The organism is Paenibacillus nasutitermitis (assembly GCF_014641075.1).
In the GTDB taxonomy this organism is placed as follows: Bacteria; Bacillota; Bacilli; order Paenibacillales; family Paenibacillaceae; genus Paenibacillus_Z; species Paenibacillus_Z nasutitermitis.
The window spans coordinates 478,007-503,415 of the sequence record NZ_BMHP01000003.1 but is presented as its reverse complement, the minus strand read 5'-3'; the positions used below and the strand labels follow the sequence as shown (position 1 = coordinate 503,415).

Annotated in this window: 19 protein-coding genes; 16 read left to right on the top strand and 3 right to left on the bottom strand. The window is 45.7% G+C overall.

Annotated features, from left to right (window positions below):
- The first annotated feature begins 41 nt into the window (after positions 1-41).
- The 6 genes from IEY46_RS21240 (at position 42) to IEY46_RS21215 (ending at position 6,081) form a co-directional block, all read left to right on the top strand.
- Positions 42-461 (top strand): GntR family transcriptional regulator, encoded by a 420-nt coding sequence (locus tag IEY46_RS21240; protein WP_188996073.1) that lies wholly within the window; start codon positions 42-44, stop codon positions 459-461.
- On the top strand, positions 461-1,375 hold the full coding sequence (locus IEY46_RS21235) for an ABC transporter ATP-binding protein (protein ID WP_188994780.1): 915 nt from the start codon (positions 461-463) through the stop codon (positions 1,373-1,375). Before IEY46_RS21240 ends, IEY46_RS21235 begins: the two co-directional genes overlap by 1 nt.
- A gap of 41 nt (positions 1,376-1,416) precedes the next feature.
- Positions 1,417-2,319 carry an ABC transporter ATP-binding protein gene (locus IEY46_RS21230; RefSeq protein ID WP_188994778.1) on the top strand — a complete coding sequence of 301 codons (903 nt, stop codon included), beginning with the start codon at positions 1,417-1,419 and terminating at the stop codon, positions 2,317-2,319.
- A complete protein-coding gene (locus IEY46_RS21225) occupies positions 2,312-3,646 on the top strand; it encodes an ABC transporter permease (RefSeq protein WP_188994776.1) in 1,335 nt (444 codons plus the stop codon). The genes IEY46_RS21230 and IEY46_RS21225 overlap by 8 nt, the downstream gene beginning before the upstream one ends.
- Before the next feature lie 553 nt (positions 3,647-4,199).
- Positions 4,200-5,090 carry an AraC family transcriptional regulator gene (locus tag IEY46_RS21220; RefSeq protein WP_188994774.1) on the top strand — a complete coding sequence of 297 codons (891 nt, stop codon included), beginning with the start codon at positions 4,200-4,202 and terminating at the stop codon, positions 5,088-5,090.
- Positions 5,091-5,229: 139 nt separating this feature from the next.
- Positions 5,230-6,081 carry a phytanoyl-CoA dioxygenase family protein gene (locus tag IEY46_RS21215; protein WP_188994772.1) on the top strand — a complete coding sequence of 284 codons (852 nt, stop codon included), beginning with the start codon at positions 5,230-5,232 and terminating at the stop codon, positions 6,079-6,081.
- 464 nt (positions 6,082-6,545) lie between these two features.
- Here IEY46_RS21215 and IEY46_RS21210 read toward each other — a convergent pair whose 3' ends face one another.
- Positions 6,546-8,864 carry an AraC family transcriptional regulator gene (locus tag IEY46_RS21210; protein WP_188994770.1) on the bottom strand — a complete coding sequence of 773 codons (2,319 nt, stop codon included), beginning with the start codon at positions 8,862-8,864 and terminating at the stop codon, positions 6,546-6,548.
- Positions 8,865-9,153: 289 nt separating this feature from the next.
- Between IEY46_RS21210 and IEY46_RS21205 the strand changes: the two genes are divergently transcribed.
- The 6 genes from IEY46_RS21205 to IEY46_RS21180 all read left to right on the top strand — a co-directional run bounded on the left by IEY46_RS21205 (position 9,154) and on the right by IEY46_RS21180 (position 17,653).
- The gene (locus IEY46_RS21205) at positions 9,154-10,056 is read left to right on the top strand and encodes an ABC transporter permease (RefSeq protein ID WP_229750443.1); all 903 of its coding nucleotides are present in this window, start codon (positions 9,154-9,156) and stop codon (positions 10,054-10,056) included.
- Between the two features lie 11 nt (positions 10,057-10,067).
- Positions 10,068-10,946 (top strand): carbohydrate ABC transporter permease, encoded by an 879-nt coding sequence (locus IEY46_RS21200; RefSeq protein ID WP_188994768.1) that lies wholly within the window; start codon positions 10,068-10,070, stop codon positions 10,944-10,946.
- Between the two features lie 103 nt (positions 10,947-11,049).
- On the top strand, positions 11,050-12,618 hold the full coding sequence (locus IEY46_RS21195) for a type 2 periplasmic-binding domain-containing protein (RefSeq protein ID WP_188994767.1): 1,569 nt from the start codon (positions 11,050-11,052) through the stop codon (positions 12,616-12,618).
- Positions 12,619-12,820: 202 nt separating this feature from the next.
- The gene (locus tag IEY46_RS21190; RefSeq protein WP_188994765.1) at positions 12,821-14,605 is read left to right on the top strand and encodes a hypothetical protein; all 1,785 of its coding nucleotides are present in this window, start codon (positions 12,821-12,823) and stop codon (positions 14,603-14,605) included.
- Positions 14,605-15,678, top strand: coding sequence for a beta-galactosidase BglB (bglB, locus tag IEY46_RS21185; protein WP_188994763.1), 1,074 nt, complete (start codon positions 14,605-14,607; stop codon positions 15,676-15,678). The genes IEY46_RS21190 and bglB overlap by 1 nt, the downstream gene beginning before the upstream one ends.
- 97 nt (positions 15,679-15,775) lie before the next feature.
- Positions 15,776-17,653, top strand: coding sequence for a DUF8769 domain-containing protein (locus tag IEY46_RS21180; RefSeq protein WP_188994761.1), 1,878 nt, complete (start codon positions 15,776-15,778; stop codon positions 17,651-17,653).
- Between the two features lie 158 nt (positions 17,654-17,811).
- On the opposite strand, the gene IEY46_RS21170 is transcribed toward IEY46_RS21180, so the two are convergent.
- A complete protein-coding gene (locus tag IEY46_RS21170) occupies positions 17,812-18,630 on the bottom strand; it encodes a helix-turn-helix domain-containing protein (protein WP_188994759.1) in 819 nt (272 codons plus the stop codon).
- 154 nt (positions 18,631-18,784) lie between these two features.
- Between IEY46_RS21170 and IEY46_RS21165 the strand changes: the two genes are divergently transcribed.
- Both IEY46_RS21165 and IEY46_RS21160 read left to right on the top strand, forming a co-directional pair.
- Positions 18,785-19,528, top strand: coding sequence for a phytanoyl-CoA dioxygenase family protein (locus IEY46_RS21165; protein ID WP_188994757.1), 744 nt, complete (start codon positions 18,785-18,787; stop codon positions 19,526-19,528).
- 13 nt (positions 19,529-19,541) lie between these two features.
- Positions 19,542-19,679 carry a hypothetical protein gene (locus IEY46_RS21160; protein WP_188994755.1) on the top strand — a complete coding sequence of 46 codons (138 nt, stop codon included), beginning with the start codon at positions 19,542-19,544 and terminating at the stop codon, positions 19,677-19,679.
- A gap of 266 nt (positions 19,680-19,945) precedes the next feature.
- On the opposite strand, the gene IEY46_RS21155 is transcribed toward IEY46_RS21160, so the two are convergent.
- Complete coding sequence (locus tag IEY46_RS21155; protein WP_188994753.1) at positions 19,946-20,989, bottom strand: LacI family DNA-binding transcriptional regulator; 1,044 nt, start codon at positions 20,987-20,989, stop codon at positions 19,946-19,948.
- A gap of 132 nt (positions 20,990-21,121) precedes the next feature.
- Here IEY46_RS21155 and IEY46_RS21150 point away from each other — a divergent pair, with 132 nt between their 5' ends.
- Positions 21,122-22,681: an FAD-dependent oxidoreductase gene (locus IEY46_RS21150; protein WP_188994751.1), complete on the top strand. Its 1,560-nt coding sequence runs from the start codon at positions 21,122-21,124 to the stop codon at positions 22,679-22,681.
- Positions 22,682-23,060: 379 nt separating this feature from the next.
- Positions 23,061-25,358 (top strand): helix-turn-helix domain-containing protein, encoded by a 2,298-nt coding sequence (locus IEY46_RS21145; protein ID WP_188994749.1) that lies wholly within the window; start codon positions 23,061-23,063, stop codon positions 25,356-25,358.
- The last annotated feature ends 51 nt before the right edge of the window (positions 25,359-25,409 follow it).

Sequence of the window (25,409 nt, the reverse complement as noted above, 5' to 3'; positions counted from 1 at the left end):
GACGGGTGAAGGTTGAAGTCCCAAAAAAGAAGGTGTGCACGGTGTGGATTCCGATTCAAATTAATGAACAAAGCGCTGAGCCGTTGTACTACCAGATCGAGGTGCAGCTGCGGGCGCTGATCGTAAGCGGACAGTTGGCGGAAAATACACTGCTGCCTTCGATCCGTGAGCTTGCCCAGCAGCTCAAATGCAGCGTGATTACGATTCGCCGCGTCTATCAGGATTTGGAGAATGAGGGAATTCTGCGAACCCGGCAAGGCACAGGCACATTCGTAGCCAAAGTTGGCGAGGAGCAGCGCGGCCAGCAGCGGCTCAGCGCCGTGCTTGAGGCGATGGAGACGGCAGTGGAAGCCGGCAAACTTGTCCAATGCTCAGACGAGGAAATGCTGGACATACTGCGGGAAATATTGATACGCAAGCGGCGCGCTGGGCCGCTGGCCATTAAGGGAGATGGGTCGTAATGGAGCAGTCAGTGATACGTCTGCAGGAGATTGTTCAGAAGAGGAAGCATTTTGAGCTGGGACCGGTCAATCTGAATATACCCCAAGGGTATGTTACAGCGATTGTTGGACCCAACGGATCGGGGAAAAGCTCGTTGTTCCGACTGATGCTGGATCTGAGCAAGCCTGATTCAGGCCAAATCGAGATGCTTGGGGAGAGGATCGGAAACGGGCGCGACCATTTGCTCAAGCAGAAAATTGGCTATGTGCCGGAGCAAAGCATCGAGATGGATGACCACCTGACCGCAGACAAAAAAGCGGATTTCATCCGCAAGTGGTACCCGAATTGGGATCTTAACTTGTACCGCGAGCTGCTTCGCCGTTTCGACGTGGAGACGTCGTTGAAGCTTGGCAAGATGTCCAAAGGAATGCGGCGCAAATTCGATCTGGCTGTAGCGATGGCTCACCAGCCGCAGCTGCTCATGCTGGATGAGCCGTCATCGGGGCTCGACCCCATCGCCTGGAAAACGATGATCGATGTTCTCCACCGTTATATGGAAAGGGGAGACAGAACCATACTCATGGCTTCTCATATCGTCGATGAAGTGAGGCGCCTCGCCGATTACATTGTGTTCATGGTTCACGGCCGCATGCTGGGAATGTATGAGAAGGATACGCTTCTGGAATCCTGGTATGTGCTGTATCTGGACACGGGCGGCAGCGATCGGGAAGGAATCGAGCTGAGGTCCCTGCCCGGTTTATGCGGCATGGAGCCTGCTGGAGGAAAGGTCGTGAAGGTGACGACATGCGAAGCCCGTCAGGCCGAGGAATGGTGTGCGTCGCAGCAGTTGCCCATAACCGGAAGGCAAAAGCTTGAACTGGACGATATTCTGGTGCTGCTGACAGAAAGAGAGCGGCTTCGCATGCAAGCCTGAACATTATCTTATTTGTACCACGTGAGAGGAGCTGGACTTGAATGAAGGCATTAAAGGTAAGTCAATTGGTCAAGCAGTATGGGGACAAAACAGCAGTAAACGGAATCAATTTTGAAGTGGAGCAAGGGGAAATTTACGGACTGCTCGGGGCCAACGGCGCCGGCAAAACAACAACAATGCGTATGGTGCTGGGATTAATCTATCCCGATGGGGGGAGCATCACATACAACGATAAATCGTATAGCCTGGAACAGCTGCGCAGCCTGGGATATTTGCCGGAGGAGCGGGGGCTGTATCCCAAGGTGAAGGTCAGTGATCAAATCATGTATCTGGCCCAGCTTCGCGGCATGTCGCGCAAGGATGCCGACCGTAATCTCAAGCGCTGGCTTGACCGCTTCAGCGTGCCGGAGTATTACGGCAAGAAGGTGGAGGAATTGTCCAAGGGGAACCAGCAGAAGATCCAGTTCATTGCTTCCGTCATTCATGAGCCGAAGATCGTTATTATGGATGAGGCCTTCAGCGGTCTTGACCCCGTTAATGTGGAGCTGCTCAAATCTACGGTGAAGGAGCTGCGCGATGCCGGAACGAGCATCCTGTTCTCCACCCACCGGATGGAGCATGTCGAGGAGCTGTGCCGGAATATCTCGATTTTGCATAAAGGCAATCAGGTACTGAAAGGTAATTTGAAGGAGATCAAAAACCAGTTTCCACGCGAACGTATTATCCTGTCCACCGCCGGCGATGTGACCGGGCTCGAGAAGCTGAATGGCGTACTGAAGGTGAACCGTCATGAATACGGGTATGAATTGATGATAGCCGGCGAAGCCGCAGGCCGGCCTGTTCTGGAGCTGGCAATGGGACAAACGGACGTCAAGCGCTTTGAAGTGATGGAGCCAACGCTCAACGAAATCTTTATTAAGACGGTAGGTGATAGCCATGAATAACGGTTTTTGGACAGTTGTCGGATTTACGGTCAAAAATAAATTCAGAGGCAAAGCTTTTCTGATTACGACCATTATTATTGCCATTATCTTGAGTGTAGTGATTAATTTGCCTTATCTGTTCTCCAAATTCAGCGGCGAAGACAAGCCGACGGCGGTTGGATATCTCGACAGCGCGCAGGAACAGCTAAGCTCCCAGATGTTTACGTCAACCGGGATCGCGGCGCTGCTGGACGAGTATTATCAGAAGCAGGAGAAACCTGAAATCAAAATGGTCGCCATTCCCGACGCGGGTTCGGAAGAAGCTAACGAGAAGGCGCTTAAGCAGGCGGTCTCCGATGAGAAGGTTGACGGCTATCTGGAATTCAAGGCGGCAACGGACGGCGGATTCCCAAGCGTCGTGTACAAATCGGAGGCGCTGCTGGATACCGGTTCTACCCGATCACTCCAGGCTGCGCTGTTATCGATCAAAAATGAAGCCGTATTAACCGGCGTAGGCTTAAGCGATGAGCTGAAGCAGGTGCTGCAGGCTCCGGTTGTGATCGATTCCGTCCAGATCTCCACTTCCGATGGAGCGGGTTCGGTAGGGCAAGGCAAAACAGCCTCGCAGCAGGCTATGGATATCGGACTGGTGTACGTGATTCTGTTCATGCTGTTCATGGCCATTATGATTACGGGCCAGATGATTGCCAGTGAAATAACGGCCGAGAAAAGCTCGCGTGTCATGGAAATTCTCATTACAAGCGTGTCGCCCCTTAAAGGCATGTTCGGTAAAATATTCGGCATGTTCCTCGTCGGGCTGACACAGATATCGGTATATATTATCGTGATTATCGTTAATATGACGCTGCCGCACAATCTGGATACGTTGAAGGACATGAATATCTCGCTTAGCGAGGTGGATCCGGTATTGCTGGTATATGCGATTATTTTCTATCTGCTGGGTTACTTCCTGTTCGCCACGATGTTTGCGGCTGTCGGCTCCATTGTCAGCCGTACCGAAGATCTGGGTCAAGCGGTGCTCCCGATCACGATGCTGTCGCTTGCAGGCTTCTACATCTGTATGTTCGGGGGACTAAACAATCCCAATACGATGCTGATCAAAGTAGCGTCATTCATTCCGTTTTTCTCGCCCTATGCCATGGTTACCCGCCTTGGGCTGTCCAACCCGCCGTACTGGCAGGTCTGGCTCTCCATCGCGGCACTGGCTGTCTCGATTGTTATCGTCGGCTGGCTGGCCGCGAAGATCTACCGCGCAGGCGTACTGATGTACGGCAAGCGTCCGAGCATCAGGGAGCTGCGCAAGGCCATGCGTGCTTATAAGGGGTAAGGCAGGCCAAATATAAGATGTTGTGAGTAACGGTTATAGTTGAGACTGATTACGTTAATAAATGAGATAAATAACGCCATATGTTTGAGACACTTTAAAAGCCTTGATAACCATATTCCTTGGTCTATCAAGGTTTTTTATCACCCGAGGGTATAAGTCAGTATAAGATAATATTAAACAAGAGATTGAACGTTATTCATTGGATTATTTAAACAGTTGATCTATTGCGGACCGTATGCTTTTTTTCTAGGGGGGAATCCTATAAAAAGCCCTTAGAAGAGGAGTAAATAGGTATGTTTATAGTTCATAAAAAACCGATGGATGATGAATCCCTTAAAGGACGGATGAAGCTTTTGAAAAGCTGCTTACTCGCGTAAAAGGGCCTGTCTCCCAAGTGAAATTAGTTCGACTGTCCTCACTGCTGTTGAATGGCTAAATAAGATATTTGATTTAGTAGCATAGCAAACTATACTTTGTCGGGTAACTGCGAACTTTTTTAAATTCTTGCACCAGCACCATTTTTAGAATACTCTTGCAGTAGGGAGGTGGCCAGATGGAGAATAAACATTCCCTCAAATACAGCAGACCAAAGGATTCACGTTTGTTTGAATCAGACAAAGAAATTCGTTTCGATATTCCTTGTGAGACAGAATTTGATAATTTATCTTATATCGGCGTGGTTTTACACGAAACATGGCATGTACCCAACCACCATCATGAACATTTCGAACTATGTTATGTGGAGTGTGGGGAAGGTTGGTTTACGATAGACGGATCTTTCTATAAAGTTAGCCAGGGTGATCTTTTTTTAACGAAACCAGGTGAAAGTCATCAGGGAGCAGCTGCGGGAGATTTGCCGTTCCGGTTGTATTACCTTGGCTTTAATCTCGAGCTCATGAGAAGCTTGGAAGCAGAATATTATAAAATCGGGTTCAATCGGGTGGAGAAGGACGAAAAAGGTCTAGTAAAAAGCATATTCGATAACATTTTTGAAGAACTGCGCATGAAAATCCCTTTAAATGATACGATGGTACAAGGTTTGTTTATCCAGCTGCTTGTCTCCATAGTACGAATCTATAACGCCTCTTCGTTGGCAGGAAATCAAGAGTCGAAGAAGTTAACTTCGAACATGATCGATATATTAAATTACTTGCATGCCGATTTTCGTGCCGACCTTACAATCGAAGACCTTGCGAATAAATTCCATATTAGCCGTTCCCATCTGGCCCGGGAATTTAAACAGCATTTGGGGGTACCCATCGGTGAGTATATTCGTTCTCTCTGTTTGGACAAGGCGAAGCACTTGCTGCGTGAAACCGGCGAATCGGTAAGTTCCATTGCCGCGAGGCTGCATTTCACATCGATCCATACGTTTAGCATATTCTTTAAGCGGCACAGCGGAAAATCCCCCCTCGAGTTTCGGAAACAAAATACTTCTCGTTGATCGGACCCATCTGGTGCGAGTTCAAAGATGATACAAATATTTAAATTTATGCTCATGATCGCCAAATAAATAGAAGATTAGGCATGTTATGATCATCTCAGAGTCAAATACATTTAAATTGAGGATGAGGTGTTGGCAGATGGTAGATCATCGTGAAGTGCTTGAGAATTGTGTTCCTTCAGAGCAAGATGTTGCTTTTTTTGACGAGAATGGTTACTGGGTGTCTCCGGTTATTTTTTCGCAGGAAGAACTCGCACAAATTAAGGAGCATCAAGATAAGATGTACAAAGGTGAATACGAGACGACGAGAGAGCCGATATGCAATTGGCTGGAGAGTCAGGATAACCCGAGAGCATTGCGGAAAACGGACAACTCTCATTGGTCTGACAAGACGCTTCGTCAGGTTGCGACAGATCCTACCATCGGAGCTATTGCCGCCAAATTGATGCATGCGGATGCGATTCGGCTGTTTCACGACCAACTGCTATATAAACCAGGCAGAGGCAAAGGCAAAGAAACTGCTAATGTGGGCTGGCACCAAGATTATTCGTATTGGAAATGCTGCAAGGAACCATCGCTCATTACGGCATGGGTGGCGTTTACTGATGTGGACTTGTCCAATGGCTGTATGCAAATGGTACCGCGTAGTCATCAATGGGGGCTTCTGAATGTGGGCGATTTCTTCGAACAAAACATGTCGAAGCAGCAGGAAACGATGGAAATTCCGGAAAATGAAATTTTCACTACGGTTCCGATTGTCATGAAAGCTGGTCAGGTCAGTTTTCACCACGCGTTGACGATTCACGGCAGTGGCCCTAACGCAACTGAAAGCGCTCGCCGCTCGATGGCTGTGCATCTGATGACGGGAGAGACGAGATACACCAGCAATTCAAGAGGAGATGGCCATTTTAATGCGCAAATGATGGTCGGTAAAGATGGAGAGCTATTCGCAGGTGAAGCCTGGCCAGTGCTTTATGAGGCAAGACGCTAGTGATAGTCGCGATATAAATGAATGAAAAGAATCTATCGATAGAAACCATAATTAGACAAACAAAGAACGTTAACAACGTTGCGGAGCAGATTCATAAAGAAAATTATAAATGCAATGATGGGATTCAAATCATTCCTCACAGCCGAGAAAACAATAGCTGGAATTGAAGCTTTTCATATGCTTCAGGAAAGAACAGGTTGAAATATCACCTGTTCTTTCTGATGTTGATTGGATAAATAAATTGTTCGGGTTGACTGCATAAATTTCTTATCGTTCAGGATTAAGACTATCGTTTTTAATTTTTGCAACACAACCCCTCGACGAGCTTATGCTTCTCTGGTACACCTCTGCCTTCGTAATGGCCAAACACTTTTTTAGATCAGCATTCTCCATTTCCAAACGTCTGACATAGCGATCTTGCCTCCAAGCTTATAGCAAATTCAAAGGGCTTATTGCGAATCACTTTATTTCCGAGCACGGAAATCTCCCGGTGTGGTGCCGGTCGCCTTTTTAAATACCCGGATTAGCTGGGGAGCGTTTGAATATCCTACCGCTTCAGATATTTGAGCTAAGTTCAGGTCAGTGTTTTGAAGCAATTGCTTCGTTTTCTCAACTCGGAAATTCGTAACATATTGTATAAATGTTATTCCTACGCGTTTTTTAAACAACTCACTGAGATAAGACGTGCTGACGCCGCATTCGTCTGCAATCATTTGCAAAGATAGGTCATGGGCATATCTGTTCTCAATGATTTGAAACATTTTGCTTTCAAAATCTTCTTTCTGCCTTTTATTCAGCTTCTCGATTACTTGCGGTAAAGAATCAGCAAAAACCTGAAACATCCAATCCGTTATTTCATTTAACTTGTTCAAGCGCATAAATTCGTCATATAATTTCCTGCTATCCATCACATCTCGTTCATTGCCGAATATGCGAATGGAGGAAACAAGAAGCTGCAAGTAAAATGTTTTTATTTGGCTAAAAGGGATGTTTTGCGCTTGCAGTTCCTCATGAAATTGATTCAAAGCTTCACTGGCACCTTGCTTGTCTCCAGAACGTATTTGCCTGAAAAGCCGATCTTCCCAAATAGATGGATAATGGGCAATAGCAGCTTCTTCGCGAATGGTTCCACCTGGCAAAATAACTTCATTGCCATCGCCAAGCCAGTGCCGTTGCAGAGCCAGCCCCGCTAAGTTGTAAGTATCCGACAACTCATGGATGGAATATGCTTTTCGTCCGACTGATATCGTAACAGAGCGCTTTAATATTTTCAAAATGGTTTGTCTTAACGATTCAGCGGCATCTTGCAAATTCCGTTCCGTAAAGCTTTCAGGTAAATTCAGAATCGCAACGGCTTGTCTCGGAATAAGGACGGTTTCGATCGGCATAATTTCGCTTAGCAATTCTTGAGCGATATTAGCTGCTGCAAATAAGAAAAGCGATTCGTCCCATTCTTTAATTGAGTCACCGGATTTAACAATATCCATCTCAATCATGAATACGGAATAATGAGGGTGGATGAAAGAATGCGGAAGCTGTGACCGTGACTCCGCCTCATCATCTGCTTCATTCTCGATTTGCCCTAGTAAGAGCGAGTGCAAGTAGTTGTTGCGCATTACCGCATTATGCTCGAGATGCTTTTGCTTGTAATCCTGGTTTTCCCCCATTAACTTTACAATTCGTTGTTCAATTTGATCGATCTTCAGATTGAAGGACGGACTTGCCGTTGATTCTTCAGAGTCGCTAACATCATTGCTTCGATTTAAAAGCTTCACAATGCGGCGTACGACATTTTGAATTTTTTGAAAGCTAAGATAGGAAGTAATTAACGCGAGCAAAGAAAAAACGATGGTAGTAATTATTATGATGCTTTTCAAAGATTGGACGCTTTTAATTGGAGCATCAGCTGGAATTAGCAAGGCATATGTCCAGTTGTTTTTGTCTGAATGACTATAGGTAACGAAAGAATCTGGATTGCTAATCCGAAAAGTGGATGAAGGTTTTTCGTTGTCCTTCCATACAGCAGTAATGTTGCTTATATCCTCCTTGCTAAGGTCCCTGAAAGTATCTGTTGCTGTAATTAGCTCGTTATTCTCATTGAAGATCATCAGAACCTCATCAGAGTCAAACGGGAAGTTCCCAATAAGCTGGCGCAAATAAGACTCTTTAATATTTATTATTACAACCGCTTTCATTTCATTATTAACGTAAGGCAGAAGACGGGCGTATGAAACGGTCTTTTCGGGCGGACTGTTTGTAAATTTAACAATAGGGCGGGGGGCGATCCAAAAGCTTTTCTTTCCGGTTGCCGCAGCCTTCTCCACATCGTCCAGCCAGTTAGCATCCGGCAATGCAGGGCCGTTGAAGGAAGCTACCCCACTTTGAAAAATAACAGTATCTTGGGCCACATGATATAAGTAAACGGAATCTACCGATTTTAATAAAAATGCAAACATGGACAGATCATTAATTAATGAAACTGTCAAAGGAAGAGAACCAATCGAAGGGCTGGTTCCTATTTTAAGCAGTTCCGTAACGTTCGACTGCAAGGAAAACTGATTTGTGAACTCCTCTATTTGATTGACCAGCAAATCCATTTGATCCTTCATTTGAATAATGGAATGAAGGGAGGAACGCTCCACTTCCTTCTCGACAATTCGGGTGCCTGTCCAATATAGAATGGTTCCAAAAAACAGAATAGGAATTAAGGAGAGCAATAAAACAATAGCAAGCCACTGCCGACCTGCCCATTGTTTCCAATGTGATAGTTGAGATAGCTTCATATAATTCCTCTTTCAGCTTATTAGCGATTGTTCAAATATAAATTAATACTAGTTCCTAGTCTGAGCAGTGTCAACGCTGATAATTAACACTAAGCTCTAAAATGGCTGTTACGAAAAATTGATAATCGAACTAAAATTTGCAAGAGACATTAGTCCTTCTTGGTGCTAAATGAGTGTATTGCTTCACCAAACAAGTGAACCGTATTATTGGCAATTGCAATCTAATTGTATTAAACGGTACATTCAATTCATGTTCAACACCTAACAACAGTCAGAAGGAGGGAGAAAATTGAGTCAACTTTTAAAAACTTACAAATCACACAGGGGATTAATTCTAATGTTCCTTCCGGGCTTCCTGCTATTTTTTCTTTTTCGCTATGTACCCATTTATGGGATTATCATCGCATTCAAGGACTACAAAATATTGGAGGGTGTATGGGCCAGTTCATGGGCTGGCTTAGAACACTTCCAACGATTAGTTAGCGGACCCGGCTTCTTGAAAGCACTGCGAAATACGGCAATTATTGCAATTCTGAAATATGTATTCGTCTTCCCGGCTCCAATAGTTTTAGCAATCCTATTGAATGAAGTACGCAAATCGTGGTTTAAGCGCACCATCCAAACTGTCACTTATTTGCCGCATTTCTTCTCTTGGGTCATTCTGGCCAGTGTGCTATTTACCTTTTTAAGCACAGACGGCGCCTTAAATCAGATAGTGAAAATGTTGGGCTTTGAATCTATCAATTGGTTAATGGATCCGGATAAGTTTTTCGGCTTGATCGTAATAACAGATATTTGGGCAACAGTGGGCTGGAGCTCCATTATTTACTTTGCCGCAATGTCGGGTATTGATCCTACGCTGTATGAAGCTGGAATTGTAGATGGCGCCAGTCGCTGGCAGCAGGTAAGACATATTACAATACCTTCGTTAATGCCAACTATAATAACGATGCTTCTTCTTAACATTGGGAACTTCCTGAATGTTGGTTTTGATCAAATTTATAACCTGACTACGGCAACGACGATGGAAGTAGCAGATATTCTAGATACGTATGTACTTCGAAGATTGCTTTCCATGGACTATGAGCTGGGGACGGCTGCAGGATTGTTCTCTTCCTTAGTAGGATTAATATTAGTCCTAACCGCCAACCGACTAGTGAAGTTTTATGACAAAGATCAAGGGTTATGGTAGGAGGAATAACGATGATTCGCAGAACACTTGGAGAAAAAATATTTGACATATTTAACGTGTGTTTTTTATTATTGCTTGCATTGAGTACGCTTTATCCCTTTATGAATGTATTGACGTATTCCTTAAGTACACCGCATGCGGCTAATTTGCCGGGACTGCACTTTTTTCCCACTGAAATTACATTTGACGCATTTAAAAAAGTGTTAAGCAATACTGAAGTATACAGAGCTTACGGCAATACGGTAATTAGAACGGTTGCAGGTGTAATCTTCCTAATGCTATTGACTGCAACGACAGCATATCCCTTATCCATTAAATCGTTTCCGCATCGTAAGCAAATTACGTTTCTAATGGCATTCAGCTTAATGTTCTACGGCGGATTGATACCGACCTATCTTGTAGTGAAAAGTTTAGGCTTAATCAATACGATATGGGCGTTGGTACTACCGCCTGCGGTTTCGGGGTTTAACGTTATTGTTATGCGAAACTTCATGCAATCCATTCATCCTGAGCTTATTGAATCAGCCAAAATGGATGGCGCCAATGAATTTATAGTGTTCGCCCGAATCGTAATTCCACTATCTGCACCGGTTCTAGCCGTCGTTGGTCTTTGGGCAGCAGTCTTTCATTGGAATGCTTGGTTTGATGCTATGATTTATACTTCAGGCCCGCAGTATGAAGTGTTGCAGATGTTTCTGCGCAGAACGGTATTGGATGAGAGCAACGCTTTTATTCTTGCCATTGACCCTGCCAGAGAGCTTAATTTATACACACCTGTCACTTTAAAATCTGCAACCATTATGATCATTACATTACCGATCCTGCTGGTTTATCCGTTCATTCAGCGCTTCTTCGTTAAAGGTATTATGCTTGGCTCAGTAAAAGGTTAGCTTGAAAATATCAAGTGAAGCCATATCGTGATTATGCAGGTCTCGTATACCTTGAGAGATCTTTCATAATAAATTATTTATACAAATATGAGGAGGTCAACAAATGAAATTGAAAGGGTATCGTAATGTGGTTAAATTGACTCTAATTGCCATGCTTACTGCTTCTGTCGCGGCCGGCTGTTCCCAGTCAAATGAAAAACCAGGGGCAACGGCTGCAAACAACTCACAGTCTACTTCCGACAAGCCAATCGAGATTAGCTGGATGGTTCCGCAATTGACGGAAGAAAACGCCTATGGTCAGAAGTTAATTGAAGAGAAGTTCACTGTAAAAATTAAACCTTACCTCATTGCTTATGCAGATTATCCACAAAAACAGCAAATTACGCTTGGCGGCGGGGAAATTCCTGACGTTATGCTCGTATTGGATCCAGTGAGCTTGCAAAAGTATGCATCTCAAGGATTATTAGCTGAAGTGCCTGTAGATACAATTGCAGAAAACATGCCAAAATACAAAGAAGCGTTGGATAAGGACGCTCCGCAAGGCTGGTACTATTCTTTATCAGATGGTAAAAACTATGGGGTTACAACCTTTTATCCGAGCGGAAGATTTAATGCAAAAGCGGAGTGGAGAACTGATTTGCTAGCGAAAGCAGGCATCGATAAAATTCCTGCCACGATCGATGAGATGACTGCTGCTTTCGAAGCCCTTAAGAAGATTGGCGTATACGGATTATCCTCCGGTGCTCCCGGCAACGCTTGGTTCGCATTGTTTAAGCAAATATTCCCTGCTTACGGGACTGTTCCACCGCAATGGATGCTGAAAGCCGACGTGGTAGTGAATGGCGCTATTCAGCCGGAAGCCAAAGAAGCCTTAACTCAATTGGCTGATTGGTACCAAAAGGGATATATTGATCCAGACTTTATTACAGGCAAGGAATATAGAGAGAAGTTTATTGCCGGTAAGCTTGCTTACTACGATTACGGCGGCGTTCTAGATTTGGATGAAACGAATGAAAGCTCCATGATCAGTTTGGCCAAGAAGACGAACCCGGATGCAAAGATTGAATTTGCGCCACTGCCAACAGGATCGGGAGGTCAAGGGGACTGGGCATGGGGAGCTGCCGGTAACATTATTGCGTTCGGAAAGCAGCTTGATAAAGATCCAGAAAAAATGAAAAAAGTAATGGAAATTCTTGAAGCAACGACCATGAGCGAGGAAGGATTCCTAGAGCTGTCTCTTGGCAAACAAGGCGAACACTGGGATTACAAAGACGCTGGCCAAAAGCAAGCAGGAGGAATCAAGCTGTTGGCTCCGCATGATAACCTGGATAAGCGTTATGGAATGGGACTTGGCGATGGCGCATCCTTTAATCCGTTCACTCGTCAGTTTGCCGCAGAGGTTGCTGATAAATGGAACCCGATCATCGTAGAACAATCTAAACAATATAACATGCCAAAAGTGGATCTATTCGGTAAACCAGACGTGTTGCCGTCGGCAGGAAAATATTGGGCGGATCTTCTTAAGCTGAAGGATGAAACATTTATGTCGATTATTTCCGGTGCGAAGCCTGTTTCTTACTTTGATACATTCGTGAAGCTATGGAATGAACAAGGCGGCGAGCAATTAGCGAAAGAAGCTAATGAACTGTATAAACAAGTGAATAATAAGTAACCTGATTAAATCTTATTAGGTATACAACAAAGGGAATCGTTATTTTATAAGCGATTCCCTTTTAAAAAACTTTTGAACTGCTGAGGATATAGCGATAAATATATACAAAATACGGTATACCGGAGCTTTTGTCGGAATGCGCTGCCAAGATCTGGCGGGTACAGGAAGAACTAAATAACAGGAATGGAGTGAGGACCTAGGCATGAACGTGCAAACGGAACGGGTTTGGCGGGAAATGTGGCAACAGTTCGGCCGCATGCTCAGGGTGGAAGACGGTCTTGTGAATCTAGGCAGGCCGGGACATACGGCTGAAGGCTCCCAAGTTCTAGAAGCGCATGATGGGCGCTCTACCGCTGCGTATTATGCAATTGGTACTGCACTGGGAGTGTTGGAAGAGACGCAAGGCTTGCAAATCCTCCAGTCACTTGCAGATTTACAGATTACGGACAAGACGAGTTCGTATTATGGAGCCTTTCGTTGGTACCGGGAAGAAACACGAGTCAACGACTCGAATGCAGCCTTTTTCATTCTAATGCCATTGGTTGTACTGCGGCTTTACTTGGAAGAGAAAGTGCCCGCGACTCATCGGGAGCTGCTGGATCGAATGCTGGATCAAGGAGCAGACTGGTTCGAGCATGAGTTAGAGGAGGCGATCTTGTATTATTCGAATAAAATCGTGAGTGATGGCGCACTTTTGCTGGCTATTTCAAAAATTCGCAGCTTGCCGCATCACTATCAAGCAGGCGTAGCCTTCTTCGAGCGATGGATGGATTATACATGTTGCCGAGGCTGGGGCTGGGGCGAGAACATTAGCTTGGTCTATATACAGATCATCATGAATGCACTTCAAATTGCAAAAGTTTCCTTGCATGCCGAGGACCAGGGGCTGCTGGAAAGGATTCGAACAGTGATGGACGGACTGGTGGATTATGTCCGATTTCATGAGGGCTATGAGTTTGTGCCAGCTATCCGTTCCTATAATGTTCAAGGCGAGCTGCACCCGAGCAGCTTAATGTGGCGGTTAGCTGGAATGGAAACCCGTCTATCGCTCGAAGCAGAGACTGGGGGCGGTCTATGGAATGGCTTGTCCTATCTGTTATTTGAGGAGAAGCTCTGGCAGGAGAAGACTGCGCTGAAGCTGCCGGTTGGGCGAAGTCGGACTGAACGGATCATGGATTCGAGCTATGCGTATACATGGGTTGGGGTAACGGGAAGGATTGGCAGTGTGAACCGGTTCCCAGTTATCGCAGGCTCCTATCAATGGCCGACTTGGGGCTTAGCATGGCAATCATATCCGGTATCCCTCGCTGTCGAAGGGCATCAGGTTTCCTACCTGCGCTGGTATGCGAATACGGGTGAAAGCGTAAGAACCCATCCGGCGGCCTACCAGAAGGCGTATTTAGGACCGGCACTGTTTCAGGAAACGTGGTATCCGGATACCCAGCTCAGGTCAATTCAGGAGAACAATGCTGTATTGGCTGTGCGCAGTATGAGCCAAATTCATAACCAAGTAAGCGAGCTATCCGATGAGTGGGTCGTGAACCGTTGGACAGGCGAACCGGGAACAGGACTGGGAGCCGACGGCCGAGAATGGACGATCTTGCAGTATCCGCAGTCGGCAGTGCTGATAGCACCGCTGCTCGGCATTGCCTACGGCGAGCTTGCTCGCCAGATGCCTGCACTTCATCTCGTCATGGACGGCGATACGCTTAGATTAAGGCAAGTGCTTTATGCTGGAGAATCAGTGCTCCTTCAGCAACCGAGGCTGGAATCCGGCTGGGCGATTTATTATGCGGATGGCATGAGCAGCCTAAGTGAAGCAACCGCTTTTGCAGCTAGATTGCGTCTTGTAGAGTCTTCCTATAAAGATGGAGAGGTTCCTCGTGAAACCTACATGGAAATTAGATCTGCAACATTGTTCGAAGGAGACAGGAAGTTGGCAGAGCTTATCCTTGACCCCCATAAAATAGAAAGCGGTGAAGAGTAATGAATGAAACGAGGGTTCTTACCAAGACAGAGGCTCACGCCATCATTGAAAGAGTAATCGGACAGCTCAAGCATTTAAAGGGCGGTGCTATGGAAGAAACTTGTCCCATCGGTATTATTTCCATGGAAAACTGGGAGTGGCCGCAGGGTGTCGGTCTGTTTTCACTCTATTTATACTATCGTAAGACAAATAAACAAGAGGTCAAGCAGTATTTAATCGATTGGTTTGACCGAAGCATTGCAGAGGGTCTCCCTTCCAAAAACGTGAATACGATGTGCCCGATGCTAACGCTAAGCTTCCTTGCGGAGGAAACCGGGCGAGAGGATTACATGACATTGTGCCGGGAATGGGCTGAGTATGCGGTGATGGAGATGCCAAGAACGGTGGAGGGCGGCATTCAACACGTTGTTTCAGGACAATTAAATGAAGGCGAGCTGTGGGACGACACGCTGTATATGACGGTGCTGTTCGTTTGTCGGATGGGTCTGCTGCTTGAAAAGGAAAGCTATCTGGATGAAAGCATGTATCAGTTCCTTCTTCATCTCAAATATTTAACTGACCGCCGTACGGGATTATTGTTCCACGGTTGGACCTTTAACGGCAATTACCACTTCGCCGAAGCTCTGTGGGCTCGCGGCAATTCTTGGTACACAGCAGGTCTCGTAGATTACCTGGAAATGATAGAGCTTCCTAAGCCGATTAAGCGGCTGCTTCTATCCGCCTTAGAACAGCAAACCTCCAAGCTTGCTGAATTGCAGGCGGCGGACGGCATGTGGCATACCCTGCTGGATGATCCGAAATCTTACACCGAAACGTCAGCAACGGCTGCTTTCGCTTATGGCATTCTAAAGGCAGTGCGAAAAGGTTATTTACCAGAAATATACAGTGAGGTTGGCATGAAAGCCTATAACGCGGTCGTATCAAAGATTGACCCTGATGGGGTCGTACACGGCGTATCCTATGGTACCGGGATGGGCCGCACACTCCAAGAATATCGCGACATTCCGATTTGTCCGATGCCATACGGTCAATCCATGACACTGCTGATGCTGGTTGAAGGATTGGAGCACTAAAACACTAGAGCGCTAGCGCATACATTGAGGGGAAGTATGAATCATGCAAACGTCTTTTTACGGTTTACAGGAACAGAAACAGAGAAGCGATAATATTATGAAGCTGCTCGCACAATATCATTTGCAGGACTTTGACGAGAATGGTAATTATTGCGGTCTAGATAATATCGCGTCGATAAGGGAACGGTTATGGTTTGCTTATTCGTTCCTGGCCGAGGGATCGGTGGAAGCTTGTCGGACTGGAAACAACATAATTGAAGCAAGCCATTACGACTTTTGCCACTTTGCTCCGAAGATTGCTATACAAATTGTTATGAAATATAACGATCAGCTTACAGACGATGCTAGAAATAAGTTATATAGCTACCTGGAGGATACGATCGAGGAGAGCGCGTCTGAAGAAATGGACTTTGTCGGGGTAAATGATAATTTCCCGTGCATGAGCACATTCATCGCGCTAATTGGTGGAAAGCTGTTATCGCGCCCGCATCTTGTCGAGATTGGAGCAAAACGCCTTCATCAATTGAAGGCGATGCTTACTCGGCGAGGCTTTGTCAGTGAATTCAATAGTCCTACCTATACTGGAATTCAATTAGAAGCTTTGGCTGAATTAGCTAACTATGTAGAGGATGAGGAACTGAGAGAGATTGCCCTGCAATGCGAACAACGCATATGGGCGGATCAATTGAGTCGCTTGCATCTTCCTACTTCTCAGGTGGCAGGACCTTACTCTCGAGCATATACGGCTGATTCCGTTGGACATACTCAGCATTTTGCCATCTATGCGGTCCTTGGCGATCTGCTTCCTGTTAACCTTCTCAATACGCTGTTTAGCACTCGGGATGCAGATCCTGAAATTGTGATTCATATGAACAAGGCTTTTCTGCAAGTAAGTGCAGCTAGCATGATGAATACCATTTATCATTGCCCGGAAGAGCTCGTCAAGCATGCGCTTAATAAGATCTATCCTCATGAAGTGTCAGGTACTGTAGAATTTTCTTCATCCTCAGATGCCCATGCCTGGGAACAGCCGAAGGACCCTGTATTAGCGGAAGATATGGTGGAGTATCCGGCGGGAGTTGGCTCTAATACCACCTATATGACGGAGAACTTCTCGCTTGGCACCTCCACTCATGAGTTTCATAACGGAGTGCAAACTGATTCTTTTCATATTCTGCTGCGTTGCGATCCCCATAAGGAAACGTCGCTGCAAAATTCTCGGTCCATATACACGAAGTATGTGATTAATGATAAGAAGCCGGGGCAGTCGAATGAATATGAACGGATGTCGGTTACTTCGCCGGAACATTCCCTATGGGATGAAGGACGGAAGCTGGCTTTTCAACATCAGAATACGGCCATGGTTCTTTACAAGCCCAAGAGAATTGGCCGATTGCAGGTTACAAGTCTGAAGCTATCTATTCTCATTCCATGCCAACATAGTGAACCGGACAGCATTTGGCTGGGGGATAGGCGACTGGAAGAGTTGACCGGAGAAAGCTTAGAGCCATGTCCAGTATTCGTGAAGGACGGGGCTGTTTATATGGCATTCCATCCACTTATGTTGACGAACCATGGCCGGCGTGCTGCTGTGAAGGTAGAGCGGGTGAACGGTTATCTGGTACTTTCATTTTACAATTACGAAGGAGAAGTAAAAGACTTTGATCCAAAGACGTTCGTACTGACTGGAAACGGATTCGTTGTTCAGGTATCCAGCGAGCAGGAAGCGGGTGAGTTTGAAGCGTTCCGTGTTGCATCAAGTAAAGCACAATTTCATGATAATACCCACTCTAGTGTACATTCTCGGCAAACGGTTCTTCGAAGAACAACTTTTGAAAGCGAAGGAGTTACACTGTCTTGTGAATACAGCCCAATAAGCGAAGGGATCAGGTATATAGAGGTGAACGGGCGGATACCTGCTAATGAAAAGCTTGCCATTACAGGTTATGATGTGTGCCGACTGCCATTCATGTAATCTGAATTTCGCTAAGAAGCGTAAAGAGGGTGTATATAATCCCCTAGCCACAATGGAGTCTAACGGCGGTCTAAGCTGGTTATCCTCGGAAGAAGCGAGCTATGTGAAGGGGGTAACCCTTTTTGTTGATGGAGGTATGACACCTTATCCTATTTTTCTCAAAGGTTAAGAAAACCGCCCCAGGATTGTTCCCGTATCTCAGAAGCTGTGCAGCCTGTTGTCTTTTTCACGAGGCGCGCGAAATGGTGCGATGTCTTGAAACCGCAGCGTTGAGAAATCTCCGATACACTTAGCCCTGTATTTGTCAGCAGACCAATAGCCTTGTCAACACGATAACGCCATACGTACTGAATGGGCGTTGTGTGTTCGTGCTGCTTAAAGAGCCGCACAAGATGCTCAGAGGATACTCCTGCATGACTAGCCATTTGTTTCAAGGTACACTCATCCATATAGTGATTGGCTATCCAGGCGAGCGCTGCATAGACAGCGGGATGCTTCTCCTGTTTTTGCATTTCAAGCTTAGACTCTGTTGGATAAAGCTGCAATGCGGCAAGTCCTAAACTGATGAGCAAAGGATCCGCAGCTTGTGTATGCTGTTGAATACGTAATATCAAGTCTAAGAGCCGATTCATTTCCTCGGAAATCGGAAGGCAGATTGGCAGGGAGCTGAGCTGCTCAAGTACTTCTGATTCCAGCATTGGCGCATGAATCGCAATCCAGCGATGCCAGGAATCCTCCGTACGGGAAAACGTAAACATTTCCTCATGGCCAGGCATTAACATCATGACCTGTCCGGGTGCTGCATGAACGGAACGACCGTCAATGTTTACATTCATCTCGCCGGAATACAGCATAACGATTTGAATGTCCGACTGTATGCGGGGCCCAAAACGGCCTCTTGGCGGATATACGATGGATCCTGCCGATACGGACTTAATGACGTTTATAGGGATCGAAATATAATTCGAATTATTCATAAGGAATATCGCATCCTCTCTATTTCATTATAGGAGAAAACATGCGGTTTATCAATTACAGATACAATTACGCAAATCTTAGCCATTGTTCGTTATTATCCCTCCGTGTAATCTGAAAGAGAAGAAATTACTTCATTGATGAGGAGTGGAACGGATGAATAATTCTATAGCATTACCGCTAGAACCGTTAACTAACGAGCAGATCGAGTTTTTTAGAGAGAATGGATACTTTTTGTATAAAAAGGGAATGAGCTCCGATTTAATCGATGCCTTTAATGGACATATCTATGATATTCGCCATCAGGAACCAGTACCCGATTGGGCTGCCTGTGAGGATAGCAAAAAATTCTCTCGTAGGCTATTTAATCCACATAAACACGACAGCTTTTCACGTCAATTAATGAAACATGCCATTGCTCGTGGTGTACTGACTCAGTTAATGGGGAAGGAAGCCGTCTGCGTGCAGAGTATGTACTTCTATAAGGAGCCTGGATCCCAAGGACAAGCGTCTCATCAGGATTACTATTATATTAAAAATGATCCCATGACCATGATTGCAGCTTGGACGGCGATGGAAGAGCAGATAGATATAGAGAACGGATGTTTGTGGGTGATTCCGGGCACTCATAAGCTAGGCTTGCTTCCGCATGGTGCAGTTAAAAATATCGAAGAGCACGAAGATTGGACCGAAGAAACGGAAGGCATTGATACCAGCAAACAAATTCCGGTTATTATGGAGAAAGGCGACATTCTTTTCTTTAGCGAGTTGCTTATTCACTCGTCGAATAAGAACCGTAGTAAAGACCGTTGGCGCAGATCCTATGTTTGCCACTATATCCGCGAAGACTCCAATGTACTGCATAGGGAGGACCTGCGTCAGAAATACCCGCTTTACTGAGGAGAGGAATCATATGGGAAAGTATCATTTACATGTTCAACAGTCCTGGTGGGCCATGAGCGGGCTTGGTGTTAACGGCAAGGAATGGTCGACAGAGGAGCGATTTGAAAAAATCGCGGAAGCTGGATCAGGATGCCATTCGATTGCTTGAAGGGATTGTTGCTGCGTCTATTATGTTGTAGCGGGCGAAATGATCGGTACATCTGAAGCTGCTGAGGCGTTATTCGATAGGCTGCTCTTGAATACCGCTTGTCCTCACGCAAGAGTATCCGACGGGGAAAAGATTCAGGTTGATGTTGGGATCGATGGGGATCACCCCGTTTGGAATCTTCTTGTCTCATTTATAACCGTTACCCACAGACGATGATCTGTGGGTAACGGTTATAACATACTCTACAAGCCTTCCTACATCCACTACTACTGCAATCGAGGCACTACGGTATCTCCAGCAAAAAAAGTCCCTTGCAGCAGCGTGCTCTCATAAGGCTGAATCGGATTCGCCAAGCGCCACAACATTCGCTCGGCTGCCCGAATTCCCGATTCCTGAACGAGCAGCAATGGCCGTGATAAGTTCGGAATCAGCTCGTTCCTGTGGTCTTGAAGACCGATGAGCGAGCAATCTTCCGGTATTCGTCTTCCTGCTACGCTGCATGCATAATAGATCCACGCCAAATCAAACGGGACCGCAGCCAGAATGGCTGACGGTTTCGTTTTCTTTAATTTGTCGATAACCTCACCCACCCACATCTCTTTGCCAGTCATCCTTCCTATAACATGCTGTCCCGGATCCACTTCCTCACCTGCTTCTGCCATCGCAGCCCGGAACGCTTGCCATCGGATTCTGAAGCCGCGGGAGGTCGTCGTGTCCCCGATATATAAGATCGCTCTGTGATTCATCGAGACTAGATACCGCACAGATTGGTGAATAGCAGTTCCCACGTCCCAAATGACGCTGTCCACCTTCTCGCTTGGCGGGGGAAAATTGATCATAATACGGGGGACGCGGAGGGCCAGCAGTCGACGCTCAAGTCTCTCACCTATAGAGGGCGGAATGAACACCCCATCCGAATATTCCACATTGTTCTCTTCCAGCCAATCTCCGAACGTCCGAGGCTCGATGCTGTTGGGCACAACCAAGTTTTTTACACTGTGTCCGAACTCGCTCATCTTCTCCTGCAGCCCTTTGAGTATCAATTGATGCATGATGGAATAACGCATTCTTTCAATCACAATGAAAAGGAATGTCCGCGGCTTCGAAGTGAATTGTGGAATGTGCTCAACGGCCAGTCCCCGTTCCTGCTCTTTGGTCCGGTAGCCTGAGCGCCTGGCCAGCTCAACAACCACCTTACGAGTATCCTCTGACATCCCAGGCAAACCCCTCAAAGATTTGGATACTGTGTGAACAGACAAATTTAATTGCGAAGCCAGATCCTGAAGCGTTACTTTTTTCTTAATAGGCATTTATGTATCTCCCTTGCTTTGTTGAGGCACTCCCATTCTATAAATGAAACAAAAACGCAACTAAAATTAAAGTTCAATTTTAACTATACTTAACCTGATTGATGAACACAACTCGAAATAGAGGTGAAGCGAATGATTGATTTCAGCAAAATCAAGTATTATGAGAAATCTGCTCCAACAGAAGCCATTTCCCCTGCCAGCCGCACTGATTTGTGCATATACGGCGCAAGCTCGGCTGGATTGGCTGCAGCCGTTCAGGCCACACGAATGGGGCTCAAGGTGGTCGTCGCCGAGTTCGGACAACGCGCGGGTGGGCTTTCTTCAGGAGGACTTGGGGCCACTGATATCGGCAACAAGGCGGCGATCGGCGGGATTTCGCGCGAGTTTTATCAGGCGATCGGCCAGCATTACGGCATAACCGAGGGCGATAAAACCCAGTGGACGTTCGAACCGCATATTGCGGAAGCTGTTTACCTGGACTGGATTCAGCATTTCGGCATTGAGGTTCATTTCGGACAACAGCTGGCGAGTGTACAAAAGGAAAATGGAAAAATTGTGCGCATCGTCATGGAGAAGGGGGAATCGTACGAGGCGGATATGTTTATCGACGCAACGTATGAGGGCGATTTGCTAGCCGCCGCTGGAGTTTCCTATCATGTCGGCAGAGAAGCGAATTCTGTCTACCGTGAAACATTGAACGGGATTCAATTCGGAAGTCCCAATCACCGGTTCAATGCGGATGTCAGTCCTTACGTCATTCCAGGTAAACCGGACAGCGGCTTGATCTACGGGGTTTCCGATGCTGCTCCTGGTGTCCAGGGTCAAGGTGATCGTTCCGTACAGGCTTACAACTTCAGAATCTGTCTGACCGATGTACCGGACAATCGTATTCCATTCCCGGCACCGCCGAACTATGACCCTGACAAATTCACTCTTCTTGCGCGTTATATCCAAGCTGGCGTTTGGGATGCCCTGCGGCTGCACAAACATATGCCCAATGGCAAAACTGATCTCAACAACTACGGGGGCGTATCGACCGACCATATCGGCATGAACTTCGATTGGCCTGAAGGCAGCTATACACGACGTGAGGAATTGTTCCAGGATCATCTGCACTACAATTTGGGCATGCTTTATTTTCTAAGCAATGACGAGCGTGTGCCTCAATCGATTCGAGAAGAGGTGCGTAAGTGGGGACTGCCTGCTGACGAATACGGTACTTCGGGGCATTGGACGCCGCAGCTCTACATCCGTGAAGCTCGAAGAATGGTATCTGATTACATCATGACCGAGAATGAATGCCGTGGATACCGGACCATCTCCGACCCGGTCGGGCTCGCTGCCTACCAGATGGATTCTCATAATAGTCGGAGAATCGTTCTGGAAGGGCAATGTGTGAATGAAGGGAACGTAGAAATCGCCCCTACTCTGCCCTATCCAATCTCTTACCGTTCCATAGTTCCAAAAGAAGAGGAGTGCATCAATCTCCTTGTACCGGTCTGCCTCTCCTCCTCCCATATTGCATATGGATCAATCCGGATGGAGCCTGTGTTCATGATACTTGGTCAATCCGCAGCAACCGCTGCTGCCCTGGCACTCGAAGCCGGTGTCGCCGTGCAAAATATAGATTACAACGCGCTCCGTAAACGGCTACTCGAGGACAACCAGGTTCTGGAATGGACCATTGCATAACGACATTCATGAATCGATGAATGTTTTACTGCAAGCCTGTTCAAGCATGAATTTATGCTTGAGTAGGTTTGTTTTTTTGCAAATATATCAACACCGCCACCTGCGCAAAACGGCACCTCTTCTGGCTTGACCCTTCAAGCCTTTGAAGGATTCGTTATGTGCCAATGCATCGCTGTGGGTCTCCTGCAACTGATCGCTTTGCGCTCCTCCGGTCGTGTTTCTACTCTGTTCTTTCGCTATTGGCGAACGCCATCCCGGACCGTTGTTTCCGTGGCAACCGTTGCTGCTTATGTACGCACGTCTATTTTTCGCCTACATGTTGTCTTTATTTGTCTACTAACTTATGCTTATTCTATCATTATAGATGCGAGGGATGGGAATGAGTGGATGGCTGCCTTTTGGAAAGAGACTAACATTTAAAAGAAAGCTATTGATTTATTCAGTTCTATTAAGTCTTGTTCCCGTATTTATTATGGGGATGGTGTCTTCCTATGTGACTACTTCAAGTATTCTTAAAGAAGTGGAACAGAATCATCGGATTATTTTAAATCAGCTAGAAATGCAGGTCGATTCTTTCATGAAGGGATTGGACGAATCCTCATTGCAGCTGTCGAATGAGAAGGCCGTATTGAATTCATTGGAAACAGGCGCCTCTCTAGATAAATTGCAGACTACGCTGAGCATGATGGATGCCGTTCATAAATCAATTAGTAGTTCCGAAGTAAACTTTCATGTTAGTTTGTATTATACTTCTGTTGATGAATTGTACACTTCCCGTTACGGAATTATTCGAGGATTATCGTATCCTTATAATGAAATTTTACAGTTGCTCAATAAACACTACAACGGTTCTATGGTCATTCCACCGAACACCTATGAGAACGTACCGGAATTAATTCTAGTTAGAGCCATTCCATTAAATGTCGTTAAACCGCAAGGCTATTTAATGCTGCATTTGGATATGTACAATTTAAAGCGCTTTATTGATCGACTTGATCTAGGTGGTATGCAGAAGGTACTGATTATCGACGATGAGCAAAGAGTGGTGACCAGTAAAGACTACAAAGATATTGGCACGGTTTTGGATTCGACCTCCGAGCTGTATCCCTTCTGGGAGAACCCGGAGAAACGTGGCGAAATTAAGCTCGAAAACGAAAAGATCAACGTGTCTACGCTAAAGTCTACTTATAACAATTGGACTTACATTGCGATGACCCCCGTTAAAGAGCTAACCTATAGATCAGATAAAATTCGCAATATTATGTGGATGATTATGCTATGTTTAGGTGTGCTATGGTTTTTCATTGCCATTATCGGCACGCGGCAGCTATATAATCCGATTCAATTTTTAATCGGGAGATTTTCGCCTGAAGGCAAGAATGGGAAGGACGATGGACTTCAGGTACTCGATACGTTTATGAGCCGAATGCAGGATTTAAACAAGGATTTGGAATCTCAACTGCAGGAACATAGGCCTTATGTAAAGGAGAGTCGGTTGTTACAACTATTGTCTGGCGAAGCTTCAAATGGAGATATTCGTAAATTTGCTGAAGAAAATGAATTTTTGCTGAATGGGGATCGGTTTTGCGTGTGCATTATCGATATCGACCAGTATGCTGCTTTTCAGCAAATCTACAAAAATAAAGATCGCTCTTTAATGATGTATGCGCTGCGCAATATGATTGAAGAGTTGAGTGAACCGCTTTCACATGTATCCGTCATGCCGAAGCCGGGACAAATTGTGATCATTGCTTGTTTTATGGATAGTACAAAGAACATCGAACAAATGATGACCCAAATCAGTATGGGCATATTAGAGAATGTTCGCAACTATTTTGACTTCACAGTCTCGGTTGTGATCAGCAATGTCCGCAACGAATATACCAGTATACATGAATCTTATCGAGAAGCGCTCGATTTGTTAGAATATCGCTGGGTGATTGGCCCTAATCAAAATATAATGGCGAATAAGATGGAGCCGTCTTTAAAGCAATCGAGCAGGGAACTGGTAAAGTGGAGAGCAGCTGTAGTTAGGAGTATTGCGCAGGGGGATTTTGAAGGTGCGAGCGAACAGTTGGTAGAGATGGTCGAAGCGGTTCCGCGCTCATTGCAAAATTCAGAGACGATTCTCGGCTTGTTTGCCAACCTGATCGGCGAAATCGACAGCTATTTAAATGAGTTAGGCTATGAATTAAACGATATGTTCGAATATGACATGTTAGCTTACTTATATCAGCTGTCTTCGCTTGATGAAGTTCATCAGTGGATGAGTGATACTGTATTCCCCAAAGTTCAAAACCATTTGAACAATCATAGCTTATCTAAGCAAAAAAAGCTTATTCCGCAAGTGTTGCTCTATATCCAGAAGCATTACGAAAGTGATCTATCGTTGCAGATGCTTGCCGATCATTTCGACGTATCGCCGAGCATGTTAAGCAAGATGTTTAAGGAAGAAACGAATGGAAATTACTTGGACTATATTATCCAATTCCGGATGGACAAGGCAAAAGATTGGCTTATTCACACCGAACTTCCGATTAAAGAAATTACGGATCGCTTGCGTTACACATCCGTACAGAATTTCACACGAATATTCAAGCAAACCATTGGGTTCCCTCCAGGCAATTTTCGCAAAATGCACCGCGACAAAACCAGTGATAAAGAAGAAATGGATTAAGTAATATATAATCAAAGAATTCGGGTACAACAAAACCAGCTTATGCCGCTA

What these genes read in the sequence shown, in the direction of transcription:
- IEY46_RS21235 (WP_188994780.1), top strand. Translation starts at nt 461, where the DNA reads ATGGAGCAGTCAGTGATACGTCTGCAGGAGATTGTTCAGAAGAGGAAG.
- IEY46_RS21230 (WP_188994778.1), top strand. Translation starts at nt 1,417, where the DNA reads ATGAAGGCATTAAAGGTAAGTCAATTGGTCAAGCAGTATGGGGACAAA.
- IEY46_RS21225 (WP_188994776.1), top strand. Translation starts at nt 2,312, where the DNA reads ATGAATAACGGTTTTTGGACAGTTGTCGGATTTACGGTCAAAAATAAA.
- IEY46_RS21220 (WP_188994774.1), top strand. Translation starts at nt 4,200, where the DNA reads ATGGAGAATAAACATTCCCTCAAATACAGCAGACCAAAGGATTCACGT.
- IEY46_RS21215 (WP_188994772.1), top strand. Translation starts at nt 5,230, where the DNA reads ATGGTAGATCATCGTGAAGTGCTTGAGAATTGTGTTCCTTCAGAGCAA.
- IEY46_RS21210 (WP_188994770.1), bottom strand. Translation starts at nt 8,864, where the DNA reads ATGAAGCTATCTCAACTATCACATTGGAAACAATGGGCAGGTCGGCAG.
- IEY46_RS21200 (WP_188994768.1), top strand. Translation starts at nt 10,068, where the DNA reads ATGATTCGCAGAACACTTGGAGAAAAAATATTTGACATATTTAACGTG.
- IEY46_RS21195 (WP_188994767.1), top strand. Translation starts at nt 11,050, where the DNA reads ATGAAATTGAAAGGGTATCGTAATGTGGTTAAATTGACTCTAATTGCC.
- IEY46_RS21190 (WP_188994765.1), top strand. Translation starts at nt 12,821, where the DNA reads ATGAACGTGCAAACGGAACGGGTTTGGCGGGAAATGTGGCAACAGTTC.
- bglB (WP_188994763.1), top strand. Translation starts at nt 14,605, where the DNA reads ATGAATGAAACGAGGGTTCTTACCAAGACAGAGGCTCACGCCATCATT.
- IEY46_RS21180 (WP_188994761.1), top strand. Translation starts at nt 15,776, where the DNA reads ATGAAGCTGCTCGCACAATATCATTTGCAGGACTTTGACGAGAATGGT.
- IEY46_RS21170 (WP_188994759.1), bottom strand. Translation starts at nt 18,630, where the DNA reads ATGAATAATTCGAATTATATTTCGATCCCTATAAACGTCATTAAGTCC.
- IEY46_RS21165 (WP_188994757.1), top strand. Translation starts at nt 18,785, where the DNA reads ATGAATAATTCTATAGCATTACCGCTAGAACCGTTAACTAACGAGCAG.
- IEY46_RS21160 (WP_188994755.1), top strand. Translation starts at nt 19,542, where the DNA reads ATGGGAAAGTATCATTTACATGTTCAACAGTCCTGGTGGGCCATGAGC.
- IEY46_RS21155 (WP_188994753.1), bottom strand. Translation starts at nt 20,989, where the DNA reads ATGCCTATTAAGAAAAAAGTAACGCTTCAGGATCTGGCTTCGCAATTA.
- IEY46_RS21150 (WP_188994751.1), top strand. Translation starts at nt 21,122, where the DNA reads ATGATTGATTTCAGCAAAATCAAGTATTATGAGAAATCTGCTCCAACA.
- IEY46_RS21145 (WP_188994749.1), top strand. Translation starts at nt 23,061, where the DNA reads ATGAGTGGATGGCTGCCTTTTGGAAAGAGACTAACATTTAAAAGAAAG.